Origin of the sequence: Mycobacterium sp. IEC1808 (assembly GCF_002101935.1) — a bacterium.
GTDB lineage: Bacteria > Actinomycetota > Actinomycetes > Mycobacteriales > Mycobacteriaceae > Mycobacterium.
The window spans coordinates 25,340-40,147 of record NZ_LQPV01000065.1; the positions used below are offsets into that span (position 1 = coordinate 25,340).

Genomic DNA, 14,808 nt, shown 5'->3' on the forward strand with positions numbered 1-14,808 from the left:
CGCGCTTGCGATCGCCGACTAGGCAGGCTGGTCCGCCCGCACCACCCACACCGCGCCCTGGCCCTTGGGACGCTGGTCGACGCGCACGTCGACGAAGCCCGCCGCCCGGCACTGCGCCGCGAACGCCTCGGCCTGCGGCTCGGTCCAGCCGTGACTGGCCAAGCCCGTCGCCCCTGGCTGCACCCGGCGCTCCATCACCAGCAGCCGGCCCGACGGCGCGAGCACGCGACGCAGCTCGGTGAGCCCGGCGGTGACGTCCTTCCAGTGGTGCACCGTCTTGAGCGACCACGCGACCGTCCCCCAGCCGTCGGAAACGGGCAGCCCCTCCGCGCCGCCCTGAGCCCAGGTGACCGTCGGGCGGTCACGCGTCGCGGCGCGAGCCAGGCCCAGCATCACCGGGGACGGGTCCACCCCGACGACCCGCGCGCCCCGGCTGGCGGCGGCTCGTGCGGCATTGCCTGGGCCACAACCGATGTCGACGACGCGGTCGGCGCCAGACACCCCGGCCAGGTCGACGGCCAGGCGCGCGTTGCCGCGACCCATGACGAGCATGCCCAGGGCGGTCACCATGCCCATCGGGCCGCCGAAGCCCGGGTGGTCGGCGTGATGGTTGACGACGGGCGGCTCGGTCATCGATCCCCGCCGTTCACTCCTCGTCGAGCGCGGCCAGCACCTCGTCGGAGACGTCGACGTTGGTGTAGACGTTCTGCACGTCGTCGCTGTCCTCCAGCGCATCGACGAGCTTGAACACCTTGCGGGCGCCGTCGAGGTCGACGGGAACGCTGACCGACGGCTGGAAACTGGCCTCGGCCGACTCGTAGTCGATGCCGGCGTCCTGCAGCGCGGTGCGCACCGCGACCAGGTCGGTCGGCTCGGAGATGATCTCGAAGCTGTCGCCCAGGTCGTTGACGTCCTCGGCGCCGGCGTCGAGCACGGCCGTCAGCACGTCGTCTTCGGTCAGGCCGTTCTTCTCCAGCGTGACCACGCCCTTGCGGGAGAACAGGTAGGCCACCGAGCCGGGGTCGGCCATGGTGCCGCCGTTGCGCGTCATCGCCACCCGCACCTCGCTGGCGGCGCGGTTGCGGTTGTCGGTCAGGCACTCGATCAGCACCGCCACCCCGTTGGGCGCGTAGCCCTCGTAGGTGATGGTTTGCCAGTCGGCGCCGCCGGCCTCCTCGCCCGCCCCGCGCTTGCGGGCGCGCTCGATGTTGTCGTTGGGCACCGAGGTCTTCTTGGCCTTCTGGATCGCGTCGTAGAGCGTCGGGTTGCCGGCCGGGTCACCGCCGCCGGTACGGGCCGCGACCTCGATGTTCTTGATCAGCCGCGCGAACTCCTTGCCGCGGCGCGCGTCCTTGACGGCCTTCTGGTGCTTGGTGGTGGCCCACTTGGAATGGCCGCTCATCGGTGTTGCTACCTCTTCTTTTGCATTCTGGTGCTCGATAACTCGCCCAACGAGTCTACGTGGGCGGCGGATGCCGATGGCCCCGGTGTCCCCGCCGTCACCGCAGTCACAGGCGTCACAAGAAAGTGACCGGCATCCTTGTTGTCCGCCTCAGAGCGACAACGGCTGTCGCTGTGAGGCGGACAAAAAGCCTCATGCCACCCGGCGCGGGACGCAAGTGACCGATGTGACTACGCCTCGCCCCTGACGATGTCGACGAACATGTGGTGGATGCGACGATCGCCGGTCATCTCGGGGTGAAACGCGGTCGCCAGCATCGGGCCCTGCCGGACCGCGACGACGTGCCCGGCCGCGCTGGCCAGCACCTGCACCCGGTCGCCCGTCCGCTCGACCCACGGCGCGCGGATGAACACCGCGCGCACCGGCCCGTCGAGCCCGGCGAACGGAATGTCGCCCTCGAACGAGTCGACCTGTCGCCCAAAAGCGTTGCGCCGCACCGTCATATCGATCGCGCGCAGCGGCAGCGCCTGCCGGCCCCGCGCGCCGGCATCGAGAATGTCGGTGGCCAGCAGGATCATGCCGGCGCACGCGCCGTAGGCGGGAAGCCCCTCGGCCAGCCGCCGCCGCAACGGCTCGAGCAGCTCGAAATCCAGCAACAGGTGGCTCATCGTGGTGGATTCGCCGCCGGGAATGACCAGCCCGTCCACCGCATCCAGCTCGCTGCGGCGACGGACCGGCATCGACTCGGCTCCCGCCTCGCGCAGCGCCGCCAGGTGCTCGCGGGTGTCGCCCTGCAGGGCCAGGACCCCGATCTTCGGCGCGCTCACGGGGAAATCATTGCTTGTGCGGCTGGTATCCGCGCGGGAAGCGGGTCAGACCCTCCTGCATGACCGCGGCGACCATCTCGCCGTACTGGTTGAAGATCTTGCCCTGGCACAACGCGCGACCGCCGCAGGCCGAGGGCGAGGACTGGTCGTAGAGCAGCCACTCGTCGGCCCGGAACACCCGCATGAACCACATCGCGTGATCGAGCGAGGCCACCTGCAGGTGCGCGCGTTCGTCGAGGTGGGTGACCTGCGCCGAGCCCAACAAGGTGAGGTCGCTCATGTAGGCCAGCGCGCAGATGTGCAGCACCGGATCGTCGGGCAGCGGGTCGCGGTGGCGAAACCACACCTGCTGCTGCGAGGCCTTGCCGGGCAGCCGCTCCACGCGCTCCCGCGGCACGATCCGGACGTCCCACTCCTCGAACTGGCGGAACCCGGCGTCGTCGAACACCTTGATGGAGCTCAACCCCGGCAGGCCATCCGGCGGCGGCGCCGCGGGCATCGCGTCCTGGTGGTTGATGCCCTCCTGGTCGGTCTGGAACGACGCCGACATCGAGAAGATGGTTTCGCCGTGCTGGATGGCGTTGACGCGGCGGGTGCAGAACGAGCCGCCGTCGCGGATTCGTTCGACGATGAAGACCGTCGACGCCGTGGCGTCCCCGGGCCGCAGGAAGTAGCCGTGCAGCGAGTGCACCAGGAAGTGCGGGTCGACGGTGCGCACGGCCGACACCAGGGACTGCCCGGCTACGTGGCCGCCGAAGGTGCGCTGAAAATATCCCGAGTCCGGGCTGAACACGTTTCCGCGATAGATGTTGACCTCGAGTTGCTCGAGATCAAGGATCTTCTCGATCGACACAGGTTGTTCTTACCAGCCGCGTTCGGCCAGGCGGTGCGGCTGCGGGATCTGCTCCACGTTGATGCCCACCATCGCCTCGCCCAGCCCGCGCGACACCTTGGCCAGCACGTCGGGATCGTCGTAGAAGGTGGTGGCCTTGACGATCGCGGCGGCGCGGTGCTCGGGCGCCCCGGACTTGAAGATGCCGGAGCCGACGAACACGCCCTCGGCGCCGAGCTGCATCATCATCGCCGCGTCGGCGGGGGTGGCGATGCCGCCGGCGGTGAACAGGGTGACCGGCAGCTTGCCCGCCCGGGCCACCTCGAGGACCAGCTCGTAGGGCGCCTGCAATTCCTTTGCGGCGACGTACAACTCGTCCTCGGACAGCGACGTCAGCCGGCGGATCTCGCCGCTGATGGCCCGCATGTGCGTGGTGGCGTTGGAAACGTCGCCGGTGCCGGCCTCGCCCTTGGACCGGATCATGGCCGCGCCCTCGCCGATGCGCCGCAGCGCCTCGCCGAGATTGGTCGCGCCGCACACGAACGGCACGGTGAACTTCCACTTGTCGATGTGGTGGGTGTAGTCGGCCGGGGTCAGCACCTCCGACTCGTCGATGTAGTCCACCCCGAGGCTCTGCAGGATCTGCGCCTCGACGAAGTGCCCGATCCGCACCTTGGCCATGACCGGGATGGTCACGGCGGCGATGATGCCCTCGATCATGTCGGGGTCGCTCATCCGCGACACCCCGCCCTGGGCGCGGATGTCGGCCGGCACCCGTTCCAGCGCCATGACCGCGACGGCGCCGGCGCCCTCGGCGATGCGGGCCTGCTCGGGCGTGACGACGTCCATGATGACGCCGCCCTTGAGCATCTCGGCCATGCCGCGCTTGACGCGCGCGGTGCCGGTCTGGTTGGCCTGGCCACCATTTGCCTGGGCGGTGTCCACGTCTCTCCTTCGCTCCGTCAATGCCTGCACCAGTCTAGTGGGGGCCAACAAACCGGTTTTTCCAGCTCGGGCGCGGGACCTGTCATATCGTCAGATCACCGAGTCGAAAGAAACGTTGCGATGAATTTCGCCGTGTTGCCTCCGGAATTGAATTCCGCGCGCATGTTCGCCGGTCCGGGCCAGGGCCCGATGCTGGCGGTGGCGTCGGAATGGGACGGACTGGCCGAGGAGTTGCGCGCCGCGGCGGGCTCCTTCGCGTCGGTGACCGCCGAGTTGGCGGGCGAGGCCTGGGCCGGCCCGGCGGCGGCGGCGATGGCGAGCGCGGCCGGCCCGTACGCGGCGTGGCTGAGCGCGGCGGCGGGTCAGGCCGAGCAGACCGCCGCCCAGGTCCGGTTGGCCGCCGAGACCTTCGAGGCGGCGCTGGCGGCCACGGTGCACCCAATTGCGGTGGCCGCCAACCGAACCCGGTTGACCTCGCTGGTGGGATACAACCTGCTGGGCCAGAACGCCCCGGCGATCGCGGCGGCCGAGGCCGAGTACGAGCAGATGTGGGCGCAGGACGCGGCCGCGATGTCGGATTATTACGCCGGCGCCTCGGCCGCGGTCGCGCAACTGGTGCCGTGGCAGGCGCTGCCGCAGAACCTGGGCAGCGGAAACGTCGGCGTCGGCAACATCGGCATCAACAACGTCGGCAACGGCAACATCGGCATCGGAAACCTCGGCAACGCGAACTTCGGCATCCAGAACACGGGCAACCAGAACATCGGCATCGGCAACACCGGCAATCAGAACATCGGCTTCGGGAACCCGGGCAACGGCAACGTCGGGGTGCTGCTCATCAACGAGAACCAGGTGGGAGTCGGCGGTCCGACGGCGCTGATCATGGGCGGCACCGGCCTCGGCCCGCTGCCCCGGCTGCACAACGTGCTGGCCTCCGAGCTCTTCATCAATCCGACTCATCCCGACTACAACGCGCAGTTCCTGGTGACGCCCGAGAAGTTGTTCCCGTTCACCGGGCTGGACAGCCTGACGCTGGACCAGTCCGTGGCCCAGGGTGTGCAGAACCTGAACACGGCGATCAACACGCAACTCGCGGCGGGAAACCACGTCATCGTCTTCGGCGGCTCGCAAAGCGCCGTGATCGCCACCGTCGAAATGCGCTATCTGCAATCTTTGCCGGCGGGCGTGCGGCCGGCGCTGGACCAGCTGTCCTTCGTGCTGATCGCCAACCCGGACCGCCCCGACGGCGGGCTGCTGGCGCGCATTCCCGGTTTCTCCATACCGGGAATCGGCTTCACGTTCTACGGCGCGACGCCCACCAACGCCTACCCCACCATCGACTACGCGGTCCAATACGACGGCGCCGCCGACTTCCCGCAGTACCCCATCGATATCTTGGCCGACGCCAACGCCATCGCCGGCTTCCTTTTCGTGCACCCGGCCTACAACACCGTGACCACCGCCCAGCTGGCGTCGGGGGTGGTCCAGCCCGTGTCGCCGGGGGACACCATGACGACCTACATCCTGATTCCCAATCCGAACCTGCCGCTGCTGGACCCGCTGCGCGCCATTCCCCTGGTGGGACACCCGCTGGCCGACCTGGTCCAGCCGGACCTGCGGGTGCTTGTCGAGCTGGGCTACGACCGCGCCGCCTACCAGGATGTGCCGACGCCGTTCGGGCTGTTCCCGCAGATCGATCCGGCGACGCTCGGCGCCGAGCTGCAGCAGGGGGCGGTGCAGGGAGTCACCAACGCGCTGACCGACGTGGGGTTGCGGCTCTAGCGACCTCAGAGGATGGGCTGCGGCACTCCGGCCGCGGCGTTGTCGGCGCCGCCCGCCAGCCGGTTGGCCACCGGCAGCAGCTCGCCCAGCTGGCGTGGGTACACCTGCTCGCCCGCGGCGGTCAGCTCGGCGATGTCGTTCGCGTCACACCAACGGGCGCCGTGAATGTAGCTGCGTTCCAGCTCGGTCCGCCCCGCCAGGGACGGCTCGAATCGGCGGGTGCGGTGCAGGAGGTAGAACTCCTCGCTCTCGATCAGCGAGCCGTTGAACTCGAAGACCTCGTCGCGCCGCCACACGGGTCCGATCATGTCGGCCGGCTCGACCCGCAGGCCGGTCTCTTCGGCCAGCTCGCGCACGGCGGCCTCGACCAACCGCTCGCCATCACCCACCTCGCCACCCACGGTGAACCACCACCGGGGCGCGGCCCCGTCGCCGAACGCCGGGTTGGCCGGGTCCGACCCGCACAACAACAGCACGGCGCCGGACTCGTCGAGCAGCACCACCCGCGCCGACGTGCGGTGGTTGGGCACGCCGCGCTCGGGGTGCGCCAGTGCGTGCGGGCGCTCCAGGATCTCGAAATAGCTTGGCAACGCGGCGGTTCCGCCCAGTCGAAGGGTGCGCACCAAGAATCGCTCACGCAGGGCCAGGGTGTCGCGAACGGCGTCGTTGTGGAAGCGGCGGGCCAGCACCACGCGGGCCTCGGCGTCGGCCAGCTCGGCGATCAGACCCGCCGGCAGCGACGCGGGGTCGACCATTGCGAGCGCGGCCGACAGCTCGTTTTCCGCGTTCTCGCGGGCCGGGCGCGGCGCGTGTTCCGCCGCGTCGGCCAGCGCGGCCAGCCGCCTGCCCTCGGCGGAACTTCCATACCCGTCGATCGCCACGGCCCGAGCCACCACCGCGCGTCGGGCCAGCGCCCCGTCGAGCGCTTGCCAGGACAGGTCGTAGCGGACGTGCAGCCGGTCGAGCCGGTGGGCGGTCTGGTATGCCCAGCCGGCGAAGGCGAGCAGCGCCACCAACGCCACGACGGCGATGACGAGCCACGTCATCAACTGGCCACCTGAACCTTGGCGCCCGACCCGGCGACCGTCTCGTACACCCGCATGATCTGGCTGGCCACCACCGACCAGTCGTAGCGGTGGACCGCCCTCGAAGCGGCCGCCACGTAGCGTTCGCGCAGCGCGTCGTCGGCCAGCACCTGGACCAGCGCATCGGCCAGCGCGGCGCCGTCATCGACGGGCACCAGCCGCCCGCAGTCGCCGTCGCACAACACCCGCCGGAACGCGTCCAGGTCGCTGGCCACCACCGGCGTGCCGGCGGCCATCGCCTCGACCAGAACGATCCCGAAGCTCTCCCCTCCCGTGTTGGGCGCGCAGTAGACATCGGCGCTGCGCATCGCCGACGCCTTTCCGGCGTCGTCCACCTGACCGAGGAAGCGAATGTGGTCCACCAATTCGCCTGCCTGCTCGCGCAATTCGTCCTCGTCGCCGCGCCCGACGATCAGCAACTGCACATCCGGGTGACTCTCCACCACCCGCGGCAGCGCCTCGAGCAGCACCGTCATGCCCTTGCGGGGCTCGCCGTAGCGGCCCAGGAAAAGCACCGTCTTGCCCGGCCGCGGATATCCGTCGAGCCGCGGCGCCGAGGCGAACGAATCCACGTCGACCCCGTTGGGGATCTCCACCGCGTCGGTGCCCAGCGCCTCCATCTGCCAGCGCCGGGCCAGGTCGGACACCGCGATCCGGCCGACGATCTTCTCGTGCATCGGGCGCAGGATGCCCTGAAAGACCGTCAGGGTCAGCGATTTGGTGGTCGACGTGTGAAACGTGGCGACGATCGGCCCCTCGGCGATGTTCAGGGCCAGCATCGACAGGCTGGGCGCGTTGGGCTCGTGCAGGTGCAGGACATCGAAATTACCTTCCACGAGCCACTTTTTGACCTTGCGGTGGGTGGCCGGGCCGAACCGCAGCCGGGCCACGGACCCGTTGTAGGGAATCGGGACGGCCTTGCCGGCGGAGACGACGTAGTCGGGCAGCGCGGCGTGCGGGGACACCGGTGCCAGCACGCTGACCTCGTTCCCGCGGGCGCGCATCACCTCGGCCAGCTGCAAGACATGGGATTGCACCCCGCCCGGCACGTCGAACGAATACGGACAGACCATCCCGATTCGCATCAGGTTTCCCTCGGACCTGCCAGCTTGACTCGCCTTTCCGAGGACAGGTCCGCGAGCCACTGCGGCTGCATCATGTGCCAGTCCTCGGGGTGCGCGGCGATGTTCGTGGCGAACTGATCGGCCAGCGCCTGCGTGATGGCCTGGACGTCGCCGCTCGAGGTATCCACGGGCGGGTATATCTCGACGGGCCAGCCGTCGGGCTCGTTCCAGCAGTGCGCCGGGCACAGGGCCGCCCCGGTTTCGATCGCGAGCTTCGCCGGCCCGGCCGGCATGCGGGTGGGTTCGCCGAAGAATTTCACTTCCACACCGGTGCGGGTCAGGTCGCGCTCGGCCATCAGGCACACCGGCCGGTTGGCCCGCAGCCGCTCGCACAGCAGCTCGAACGGCGGGCGTTCGCCGCCGGAGAGCGGGATGACCTCAAAGCCAAGGCTTTCCCGGTACCCGATGAACCGCCGGTACAGCGATTCGGGTTTGAGGCGCTCCGCGACGGTGGCGAAGGTGCCGTGCGTCTGCACCAGCCACACCCCGGCCATGTCCCAGTTGCCGCTGTGCGGCAGCGCGAGCACCACTCCCCTGCCCTCGGCCAGGGCGGCGTCGATGTGGTCGGCCCCGCGGAACGTCTTGTCGATGCGACGGGCCAACTCGCGGTGGTCCATTGTCGGCAGCCGGAAGGCCTCCCGCCAGTAGCGGGCGTAGGACGCCAGCGAGGCTCGCATCAGCTGGTCCGGCACCTGATCGGGTGGCACGCCGATCACGCGGGCCAAGTTCTTGCGCAACTGATCAGGCCCGCCGCCGCGAGCCGCGTAACGCGCGCCGGCGTCGAATGCGTTGCGGGCGGCGAACTCCGGCATCGCCCGCACCGCCATCCACCCGGTGGCATACGCCCAGTCGCTCATCCTGTCGGTGGTGGTGGCTGCTACCAGGCGACTCACCAGGCGGCGGGGCGCCCCGATCGCATTGAGGCCGGGCGGGTTCGGGATCACGGCATGGGCTCCGTCGCGCCGGGGGAAGTGCGCACCGTGTGCAACCGCTGCACGCAGGTGACGACGCTGGCCGCCGCCAACAGCCACATCGCCACCGACAGCGCGGGCGGCCAAGCGATGTAGGGGAAGTCGGAGATGCCGGCTCCGACCAGCACGATGATCAACCGCTCCGGACGTTCGATGATGCCGCCGTCGCCGCGCAGCCCGCTGGCTTCGGCCCGCGCCTTGATGTAGGAGATGACTTGCGAGGTGACCAGGCAGACCAGCGTCGCCACCACCAAGAGCTTGTCGTGCAGGCCGAAGGCGGCCCACCACAGCAGCCCGCAGAACACGGCGCCGTCGCTGATCCGGTCGCACGTCGCGTCCAGCACCGCGCCGAAACGCGTTCCGCCGCCCCGTTCCCGGGCCATCGCCCCGTCGAGCATGTCGAAGAGCACGAAGAACCAGACCACCAGCGTGCCGGCGAACAGCCGGCCCGTCGGGAACAGCGTCAGTGCCCCCGCGACCGCGACGACGGTGCCCAGGATGGTGACGGCGTCGGGGGTCAATCCGACTTTCAGGCATGCCCGCGCCGTAGGAGTGGTGAGCCGCGCGAACGCCGCCCGCGACAGGAACGGCACTTTACTCATTGGTTTCGCGCCCACTCCGTCGCGAGCAGCCGGCGGGTGTCGCGCAGCAGCTGCGGGATCACCTTGGCGCCACCGACGATGGTGATGAAGTTGGCGTCGCCGCCCCAGCGCGGCACGACGTGCACGTGCAGATGCTCGGCAAGCGAGCCCCCGGCCGACGTGCCCAGGTTCATCCCGACGTTGAAGCCGTGCGGCCGCGACACGTTCTTGATGACGCGAATCGCCTTCTGCGTGAAGGCCATCAGCTCCGCGCTCTCCGCCTCGGTCAGGTCCTCGAGCTCCGAGACCCGCCGGTAGGGCACCACCATCAGGTGCCCGGGGTTGTAGGGGTAGAGGTTGAGCACGGCGTAGACGAGTTCGCCGCGCGCGACCACCAGCCCGTCCTCGTCGGGCAGCTGCGGGATGTCGGTGAAGGGCTGCTCGGTCTTGCCGTTGTCGCGCTTCATCGGCGCCTCGGCGAGGTAGTTCATCCGGTACGGCGTCCACAGCCGTTGCAGGTGGTCTTGCTCGCCGACGCCCCGGTCGAGGATCGTGTCGTCGCGCTCGGAGTCACTCACCGCCGGTTACCTTCACGAGTTCGGCTGTAGGAGTGGCGTTTTCGCGGTCGGCGATCCACTTCACGATCGCATCGACGGCGCTGTCGCGAGCCACGCCGTTGATCTGCGTGCGGTCGCCGAAGCGGAAGCTCACCGCGCCGGCCTGCACGTCGCGGTCACCGGCCAGCAACATGAACGGCGTCTTCTGGTTGGTGTGGTGGACGATCTTCTTGGCCATCCGGTCGTCGCTGGCGTCCACCTCGACCCGGACACCGTGTGCCTTCAGTTGCGCGGCAACGCTTTCCAGATACTCGACGTGTTCGTCGGCGACCGGGATGCCGACCACCTGAACCGGCGCCAGCCATGCCGGGAACGCCCCCGCGTAGTGCTCGGTCAGGATGCCGAAGAACCGCTCGATCGACCCGAAGAGCGCGCGGTGGATCATCACGGGGCGCTGCCGGCTCCCGTCCGGGGCGGTGTATTCCAGCTCGAAACGCTCCGGGAAGTTGAAGTCCAGCTGAATGGTCGACATCTGCCAGGTGCGGCCCAGCGCGTCTTTGACCTGGACCGAGATCTTCGGGCCGTAGAACGCCGCGCCGCCCGGGTCCGGCACCAGGTCCAGCCCGGATTCGGCGCCCACCTCGGCCAGCACGTTGGTGGCCTCCTCCCACACCTCGTCGGAGCCGACGAACTTCTCCGGGTCCTTCGTCGACAGCTCGAGGTAGAAGTCGGTGAGGCCGTAGTCGCCGAGCAGGTCGAGCACGAAGCGCAGCAGCGAACGCAGCTCGTCGCGCATCTGTTCGCGGCTGCAGAAGATGTGCGCGTCGTCCATCGTCAGGCCGCGCACCCGGGTCAGCCCGTGGATCACGCCGGACTTCTCCAGGCGATAGACCGTGCCGAACTCGAAGAGCCGCAACGGCAATTCGCGGTAGGACCGCCCGCGCGCCCGGAAGATCAGGCAGTGCATCGGGCAGTTCATCGGCTTGAGGTAGTAGTCCTGCCCCGGTTTGCGCAGCGACCCGTCCTCGTTGTGCTCGGCGTCGATGTGCATCGGCGGGAACATGCCGTCGGCGTACCAGTCCAGGTGGCCCGACGTGTGGAACAGCTGGGCCTTGGTGATGTGCGGGGTGTTGACGAACTGGTAGCCGGCCTCGGTGTGCTTGCGCCGCGAGTAGTCCTCGAGCTCGCGGCGCACGATCCCGCCCTTGGGATGGAATACCGCCAGACCCGAACCGATTTCGTCGGGAAAGCTGAACAGGTCCAGCTCGGCGCCGAGCTTGCGGTGGTCGCGGCGCTGGGCCTCCTCGATCAGCTCCAGGTGGTTCTCGAGCGCCTCCTGCGACTCCCACGCGGTGCCGTAGATGCGTTGCAGGCTCGCGTTTTTCTGGTCGCCGCGCCAATAGGCCGCCGAGCTTCTGGTCAGCTTGAACGCGGGGATGTGCTTGGTGGTGGGGATGTGCGGTCCTCGGCACAGGTCGCCCCAAACCCGTTCGCGGGTGCGGGGATTGAGGTTGTCGTAGGCGGTGAGCTCGTCGCCGCCGACCTCCATGATCTCCGCGTCGCCGGACTTGTCGTCGACGAGTTCGAGCTTGTAGGGCTCGTTGGCCAGCTCGGCGCGCGCGGCGTCCTTGGATTCGTAGACGCGCCGTTCGAAGAGCTGGCCGTCCTTGACGATCTGGCGCATCCGCTTTTCCAGCTTGGCCAAATCCTCCGGCGTGAACGGCTCCGCCACGTCGAAGTCGTAGTAGAAGCCGTCGGTGATGGGCGGCCCGATGCCCAATTTGGCTTGCGGGAAAAGGTCTTGGACGGCCTGGGCCAACACGTGCGCGGCCGAGTGCCGGATCACGCTGCGGCCCTCGTCGGTGTTGGCCGCGACCGGGATTACCTCGGCGTCGGCGTCTGGCACCCAGCTCAGGTCGCGCAGCTTGCCGTCGGCGTCGCGCACCACCACGATCGCGTCGGGCGCGCCGCGCCTGGGCAGCCCGGCCTCACCGACGGCGGCGGCCGCGGTGGTCCCGGCGGGCACCCGGATCGGGGGGGCCGGGGCAGGGCTGGCGGCGGCGCTCATCGGGTCTGTACTCCAACGTCTAGGTGATTAGTCGTTGCAATGCTATCGGGGTCGACGACCCTCAGGGCTGGCCAGGCTTGAGCCGAACGAACAGCGCGTCGGCCTCGGTCAGCAGGGTGTCGCCGTCGGAGAGCCGGCCCGACACGAAGATCTTGCGCCCGTCCACCCGGTCGATGCCGGCCTCGAACTGTAATTCCTTCTCGATCGGCACGATGTGGCGGTAGTCGATCTTGAGGTAGGCGGTGCGCTGGCGCGGACCGCCGGTGATCACCGACGACGTCAACCCGAGCACGCTGTCGAACAGCATCCCCAGCGCCCCGCCGTGCACGGCGCCATTGCGGCCCAGGTGATAGCGCCGGAAGCGCGCCCAGCCGTGGATCCGGCCGTCGTCACCCTTGCTCGCCTTCATCGGGATGCTCAGGATGTTGCCGCGCATGGGCAGGTCCATCCGGCGCCCGGACGGCGACTCCCACTCGTCGGCGTCGTACGGGCTCAGTAGCGCCGAGAGCTTCTCCAGCTGATCGGCGGCCTCGGTGATCACCTCGTCGGGCGCGTCGACGGCGCGGGCGTGGTCCTGCAGCCGGCGCACCGCGTCGATGAACCGGCCGTAATCGGGGCCGCCCTTGGTCGTCGGCTCGGGCGGGTTGAAGCCGCCGCCGGGGTGTCTGTGATGGTCGCCGGCCACCAGGACACCGTATCGGTGTCAGGGAGGATTAACCGTGCTGGCCGGGCGCGCCGGTGGCACCGCCGGTTCCGCTGCCGCCGGGGTTGCCGTTGCTGGTTGACCCGGTGCCGAAAGAGCCGCCGCTGCCGAGCGCGCCCCCGGCGCCACCGGGCCCCCCGGCGCCGCCGATGCCGGCGGCGCCGCCGACACCCACCGGGCCCATCAGCAACCCGCCGGTCCCGCCCGCGCCGCCCAATCCGCTGCCGCCGCCGTTGCCCCCGCCGCCGCCGGTACCGCCATCGCCGCCGCCACCGCCGGAGCCACCATGGTTGAAAAGGGCAGCCGAGGCGTTGCCACCCGGACCCCCGTTGCCGCCCATGCCGCCCATACCACCGGTGCCGCCCACGCCGCCCACGCCGGCGTTGCCGCCATTACCGCCCGCACCCAGCAACCCGGCGGCACCGCCGTTACCGCCCGCGCCACCGGCACCGCCGTCGCCGCCCAGGCCGCCCACCCCGCCGCCGCCACCGGTGCCGCCGCGGTTGCCAAACGCGGCGCCCGTGCTGAGGATGGCGTCTCCACCAGCGCCGCCGGTACCGCCTGGGCCGCCGGTGGCACCGGTGCCCCCGATACCCCCTGCGCCTCCAGTGCCGCCGGCACCACCGTCGCCGACCAAGAGGCCGCCGTGACCGCCGTTGCCGCCCGCGCCCCCGGTGCCGCCGACACCGCCGGCCGTGCCCGTGCCCCCGCCGCCGCCGGAGCCACCTAGGCCGCCGAGGCCGGTTCCGTTCTGGAAGGCTTGCCCGCCATTGCCTCCGGCGCCCCCCGCACCCCCGGGCGCCGAGCCCAAAGTCCCGTTGCCGCCGCGGCCCCCGACGGCATCGCCGGAGCCGCCGGAGGGTCCAGCGGCCACGCCCCCGAGGCCGCCGGCACCCCCGTTGCCGCCCGTACCGCCGGGTCCGCCGGCACCGCCAAGAGCGTCTCCGGTGCCACTGGTGACGTTTGCCAGCCCGCCAAATCCGCCCGTGCCGCCGGTGGCGCCGAGTCCGCCATCAACGCCGGCACCGCCGGCGCCTCCACTGGCACCGACATTAACCACAGCTTCAGAGGAACCAGCGGCACCCATGGCCGCTTGGCCGCTGACCGGGGGATTGACACCAGTGGCCCCGGTCAAGCCGGTGCCGCCCTGGCCGCCGGAGCCACCGTTGCCGAAGAGGAAGGCGTTGCCGCCGCTGCCACCGTGGCCGGGCAGGCCGCCGTTGATGCCCGCGAGCGCGGTTCCTCCCTGCCCGCCGCTCCCGCCGCTGCCGTACAACAGTCCGCCCCGGCCGCCGGTGCCGCCGGAGGCGCCGGCCCCACCCATCCCGCCGGCGCCGCCGTTGCCGAGCAATCCCGCGGCACCGCCGTGGCCACCGGACTGGCCGGGCAAACCGTTGCCACCGGGACCTCCATTGCCGAACAACAAGCCGCCGGCCCCGCCGGCCTGCCCGGGGGCCCCGGGCGCGCCGTCGCCGATCAGCGGGCGGCCCAACACCGCCTCGGTCGGCGCGTTGATCACGCCCAGCACGTCTTGCTCGACGGTCTGCGCCGACACGTTGGCGGCCTCCGCGGCGACGTACGAGCCCGCACCGGCATTCAGGGCTTGGACGAACTGCGCGTGAAACGACGCCGCCCGCGCGCTCAACGCCTGAAAGGCTTGCGCCTGCCCGCCGAACAGCGACGCGATGGCCGCCGATACCTCGTCCGCGCCCGCCGCCAGCAGCGAAGTCGTCGGGCCCGCCGCCGCCGCGTGGGCCTCGCTGAGCGCGGAGCCGATCCCTTGTAGGTCCCCCGCCGCCGTTGACAAAAACTCCGGCGCCGCAACCACAAACGACATTTCGGCCCTCCCACCAAATGCAGCCGTATCGGGCGCGTCCGCGCGGGGTCGCGGCTACAGTAAGGCCGCATGGGTCGCCCGGAGCGTTCCCTCC

At 70.3% G+C, this 14,808-nt stretch carries 14 protein-coding genes; 1 reads left to right on the top strand and 13 read right to left on the bottom strand.

Annotation, left to right across the window (positions count from 1 at the left end; genetic code table 11):
- Positions 1 to 18: 18 nt before the first annotated feature.
- The 5 genes from AWB92_RS25145 to pdxS form a co-directional block, all read right to left on the bottom strand.
- Positions 19 to 633 (bottom strand): methyltransferase domain-containing protein, encoded by a 615-nt coding sequence (locus tag AWB92_RS25145; RefSeq protein WP_085190520.1) that lies wholly within the window; start codon positions 631 to 633, stop codon positions 19 to 21.
- A gap of 13 nt (positions 634 to 646) precedes the next feature.
- On the bottom strand, positions 647 to 1,402 hold the full coding sequence (locus tag AWB92_RS25150) for a YebC/PmpR family DNA-binding transcriptional regulator (RefSeq protein WP_068101572.1): 756 nt from the start codon (positions 1,400 to 1,402) through the stop codon (positions 647 to 649).
- A 230-nt stretch (positions 1,403 to 1,632) separates the two neighbouring features.
- A complete protein-coding gene (gene pdxT / locus AWB92_RS25155) occupies positions 1,633 to 2,229 on the bottom strand; it encodes a pyridoxal 5'-phosphate synthase glutaminase subunit PdxT (RefSeq protein ID WP_085190522.1) in 597 nt (198 codons plus the stop codon).
- Between the two features lie 7 nt (positions 2,230 to 2,236).
- Positions 2,237 to 3,082, bottom strand: coding sequence for an acyl-CoA thioesterase II (tesB, locus tag AWB92_RS25160; protein ID WP_068188070.1), 846 nt, complete (start codon positions 3,080 to 3,082; stop codon positions 2,237 to 2,239).
- 9 nt (positions 3,083 to 3,091) lie between these two features.
- Entirely contained in the window at positions 3,092 to 4,006 is a 915-nt protein-coding gene (pdxS, locus tag AWB92_RS25165) for a pyridoxal 5'-phosphate synthase lyase subunit PdxS (RefSeq protein ID WP_068128615.1), read from the bottom strand.
- Between the two features lie 120 nt (positions 4,007 to 4,126).
- Between pdxS and AWB92_RS25170 the strand changes: the two genes are divergently transcribed.
- Positions 4,127 to 5,788, top strand: a complete 1,662-nt coding sequence (locus AWB92_RS25170) for a PE-PPE domain-containing protein (RefSeq protein ID WP_085190524.1) — start codon at positions 4,127 to 4,129, stop codon at positions 5,786 to 5,788.
- Between the two features lie 5 nt (positions 5,789 to 5,793).
- Here the strand turns inward: AWB92_RS25170 and AWB92_RS25175 are convergent, their stop codons facing one another.
- The 8 genes from AWB92_RS25175 to AWB92_RS25210 all read right to left on the bottom strand — a co-directional run bounded on the left by AWB92_RS25175 (position 5,794) and on the right by AWB92_RS25210 (position 14,714).
- A complete protein-coding gene (locus AWB92_RS25175) occupies positions 5,794 to 6,834 on the bottom strand; it encodes an NUDIX domain-containing protein (protein ID WP_085190526.1) in 1,041 nt (346 codons plus the stop codon).
- Positions 6,834 to 7,958, bottom strand: a complete 1,125-nt coding sequence (locus AWB92_RS25180) for a glycosyltransferase family 4 protein (protein WP_085190528.1) — start codon at positions 7,956 to 7,958, stop codon at positions 6,834 to 6,836. The genes AWB92_RS25175 and AWB92_RS25180 overlap by 1 nt, the downstream gene beginning before the upstream one ends.
- The gene (locus AWB92_RS25185; protein ID WP_277622336.1) at positions 7,958 to 8,911 is read right to left on the bottom strand and encodes a phosphatidylinositol mannoside acyltransferase; all 954 of its coding nucleotides are present in this window, start codon (positions 8,909 to 8,911) and stop codon (positions 7,958 to 7,960) included. The genes AWB92_RS25180 and AWB92_RS25185 overlap by 1 nt, the downstream gene beginning before the upstream one ends.
- 26 nt (positions 8,912 to 8,937) lie before the next feature.
- The gene (gene pgsA / locus AWB92_RS25190) at positions 8,938 to 9,570 is read right to left on the bottom strand and encodes a phosphatidylinositol phosphate synthase (protein WP_085190532.1); all 633 of its coding nucleotides are present in this window, start codon (positions 9,568 to 9,570) and stop codon (positions 8,938 to 8,940) included.
- The gene (locus AWB92_RS25195; RefSeq protein WP_085190534.1) at positions 9,567 to 10,127 is read right to left on the bottom strand and encodes an HIT domain-containing protein; all 561 of its coding nucleotides are present in this window, start codon (positions 10,125 to 10,127) and stop codon (positions 9,567 to 9,569) included. Before AWB92_RS25195 ends, pgsA begins: the two co-directional genes overlap by 4 nt.
- Positions 10,120 to 12,174 carry a threonine--tRNA ligase gene (thrS, locus tag AWB92_RS25200; protein ID WP_085190536.1) on the bottom strand — a complete coding sequence of 685 codons (2,055 nt, stop codon included), beginning with the start codon at positions 12,172 to 12,174 and terminating at the stop codon, positions 10,120 to 10,122. The genes AWB92_RS25195 and thrS overlap by 8 nt, the downstream gene beginning before the upstream one ends.
- A 61-nt stretch (positions 12,175 to 12,235) precedes the next feature.
- Entirely contained in the window at positions 12,236 to 12,862 is a 627-nt protein-coding gene (locus AWB92_RS25205; RefSeq protein ID WP_085190538.1) for a PaaI family thioesterase, read from the bottom strand.
- A 25-nt stretch (positions 12,863 to 12,887) separates the two neighbouring features.
- On the bottom strand, positions 12,888 to 14,714 hold the full coding sequence (locus AWB92_RS25210; protein WP_085190540.1) for a PE family protein: 1,827 nt from the start codon (positions 14,712 to 14,714) through the stop codon (positions 12,888 to 12,890).
- Positions 14,715 to 14,808 lie beyond the last annotated feature (94 nt).

Bases quoted from the DNA above. Each gene is read 5' to 3' on its own strand.
- AWB92_RS25145 (WP_085190520.1), bottom strand. From the start codon at position 633: ATGACCGAGCCGCCCGTCGTCAACCATCACGCCGACCACCCGGGCTTC.
- AWB92_RS25150 (WP_068101572.1), bottom strand. From the start codon at position 1,402: ATGAGCGGCCATTCCAAGTGGGCCACCACCAAGCACCAGAAGGCCGTC.
- AWB92_RS25170 (WP_085190524.1), top strand. From the start codon at position 4,127: ATGAATTTCGCCGTGTTGCCTCCGGAATTGAATTCCGCGCGCATGTTC.
- AWB92_RS25175 (WP_085190526.1), bottom strand. From the start codon at position 6,834: ATGACGTGGCTCGTCATCGCCGTCGTGGCGTTGGTGGCGCTGCTCGCC.
- AWB92_RS25180 (WP_085190528.1), bottom strand. From the start codon at position 7,958: ATGCGAATCGGGATGGTCTGTCCGTATTCGTTCGACGTGCCGGGCGGG.
- pgsA (WP_085190532.1), bottom strand. From the start codon at position 9,570: ATGAGTAAAGTGCCGTTCCTGTCGCGGGCGGCGTTCGCGCGGCTCACC.
- thrS (WP_085190536.1), bottom strand. From the start codon at position 12,174: ATGAGCGCCGCCGCCAGCCCTGCCCCGGCCCCCCCGATCCGGGTGCCC.
- AWB92_RS25210 (WP_085190540.1), bottom strand. From the start codon at position 14,714: ATGTCGTTTGTGGTTGCGGCGCCGGAGTTTTTGTCAACGGCGGCGGGG.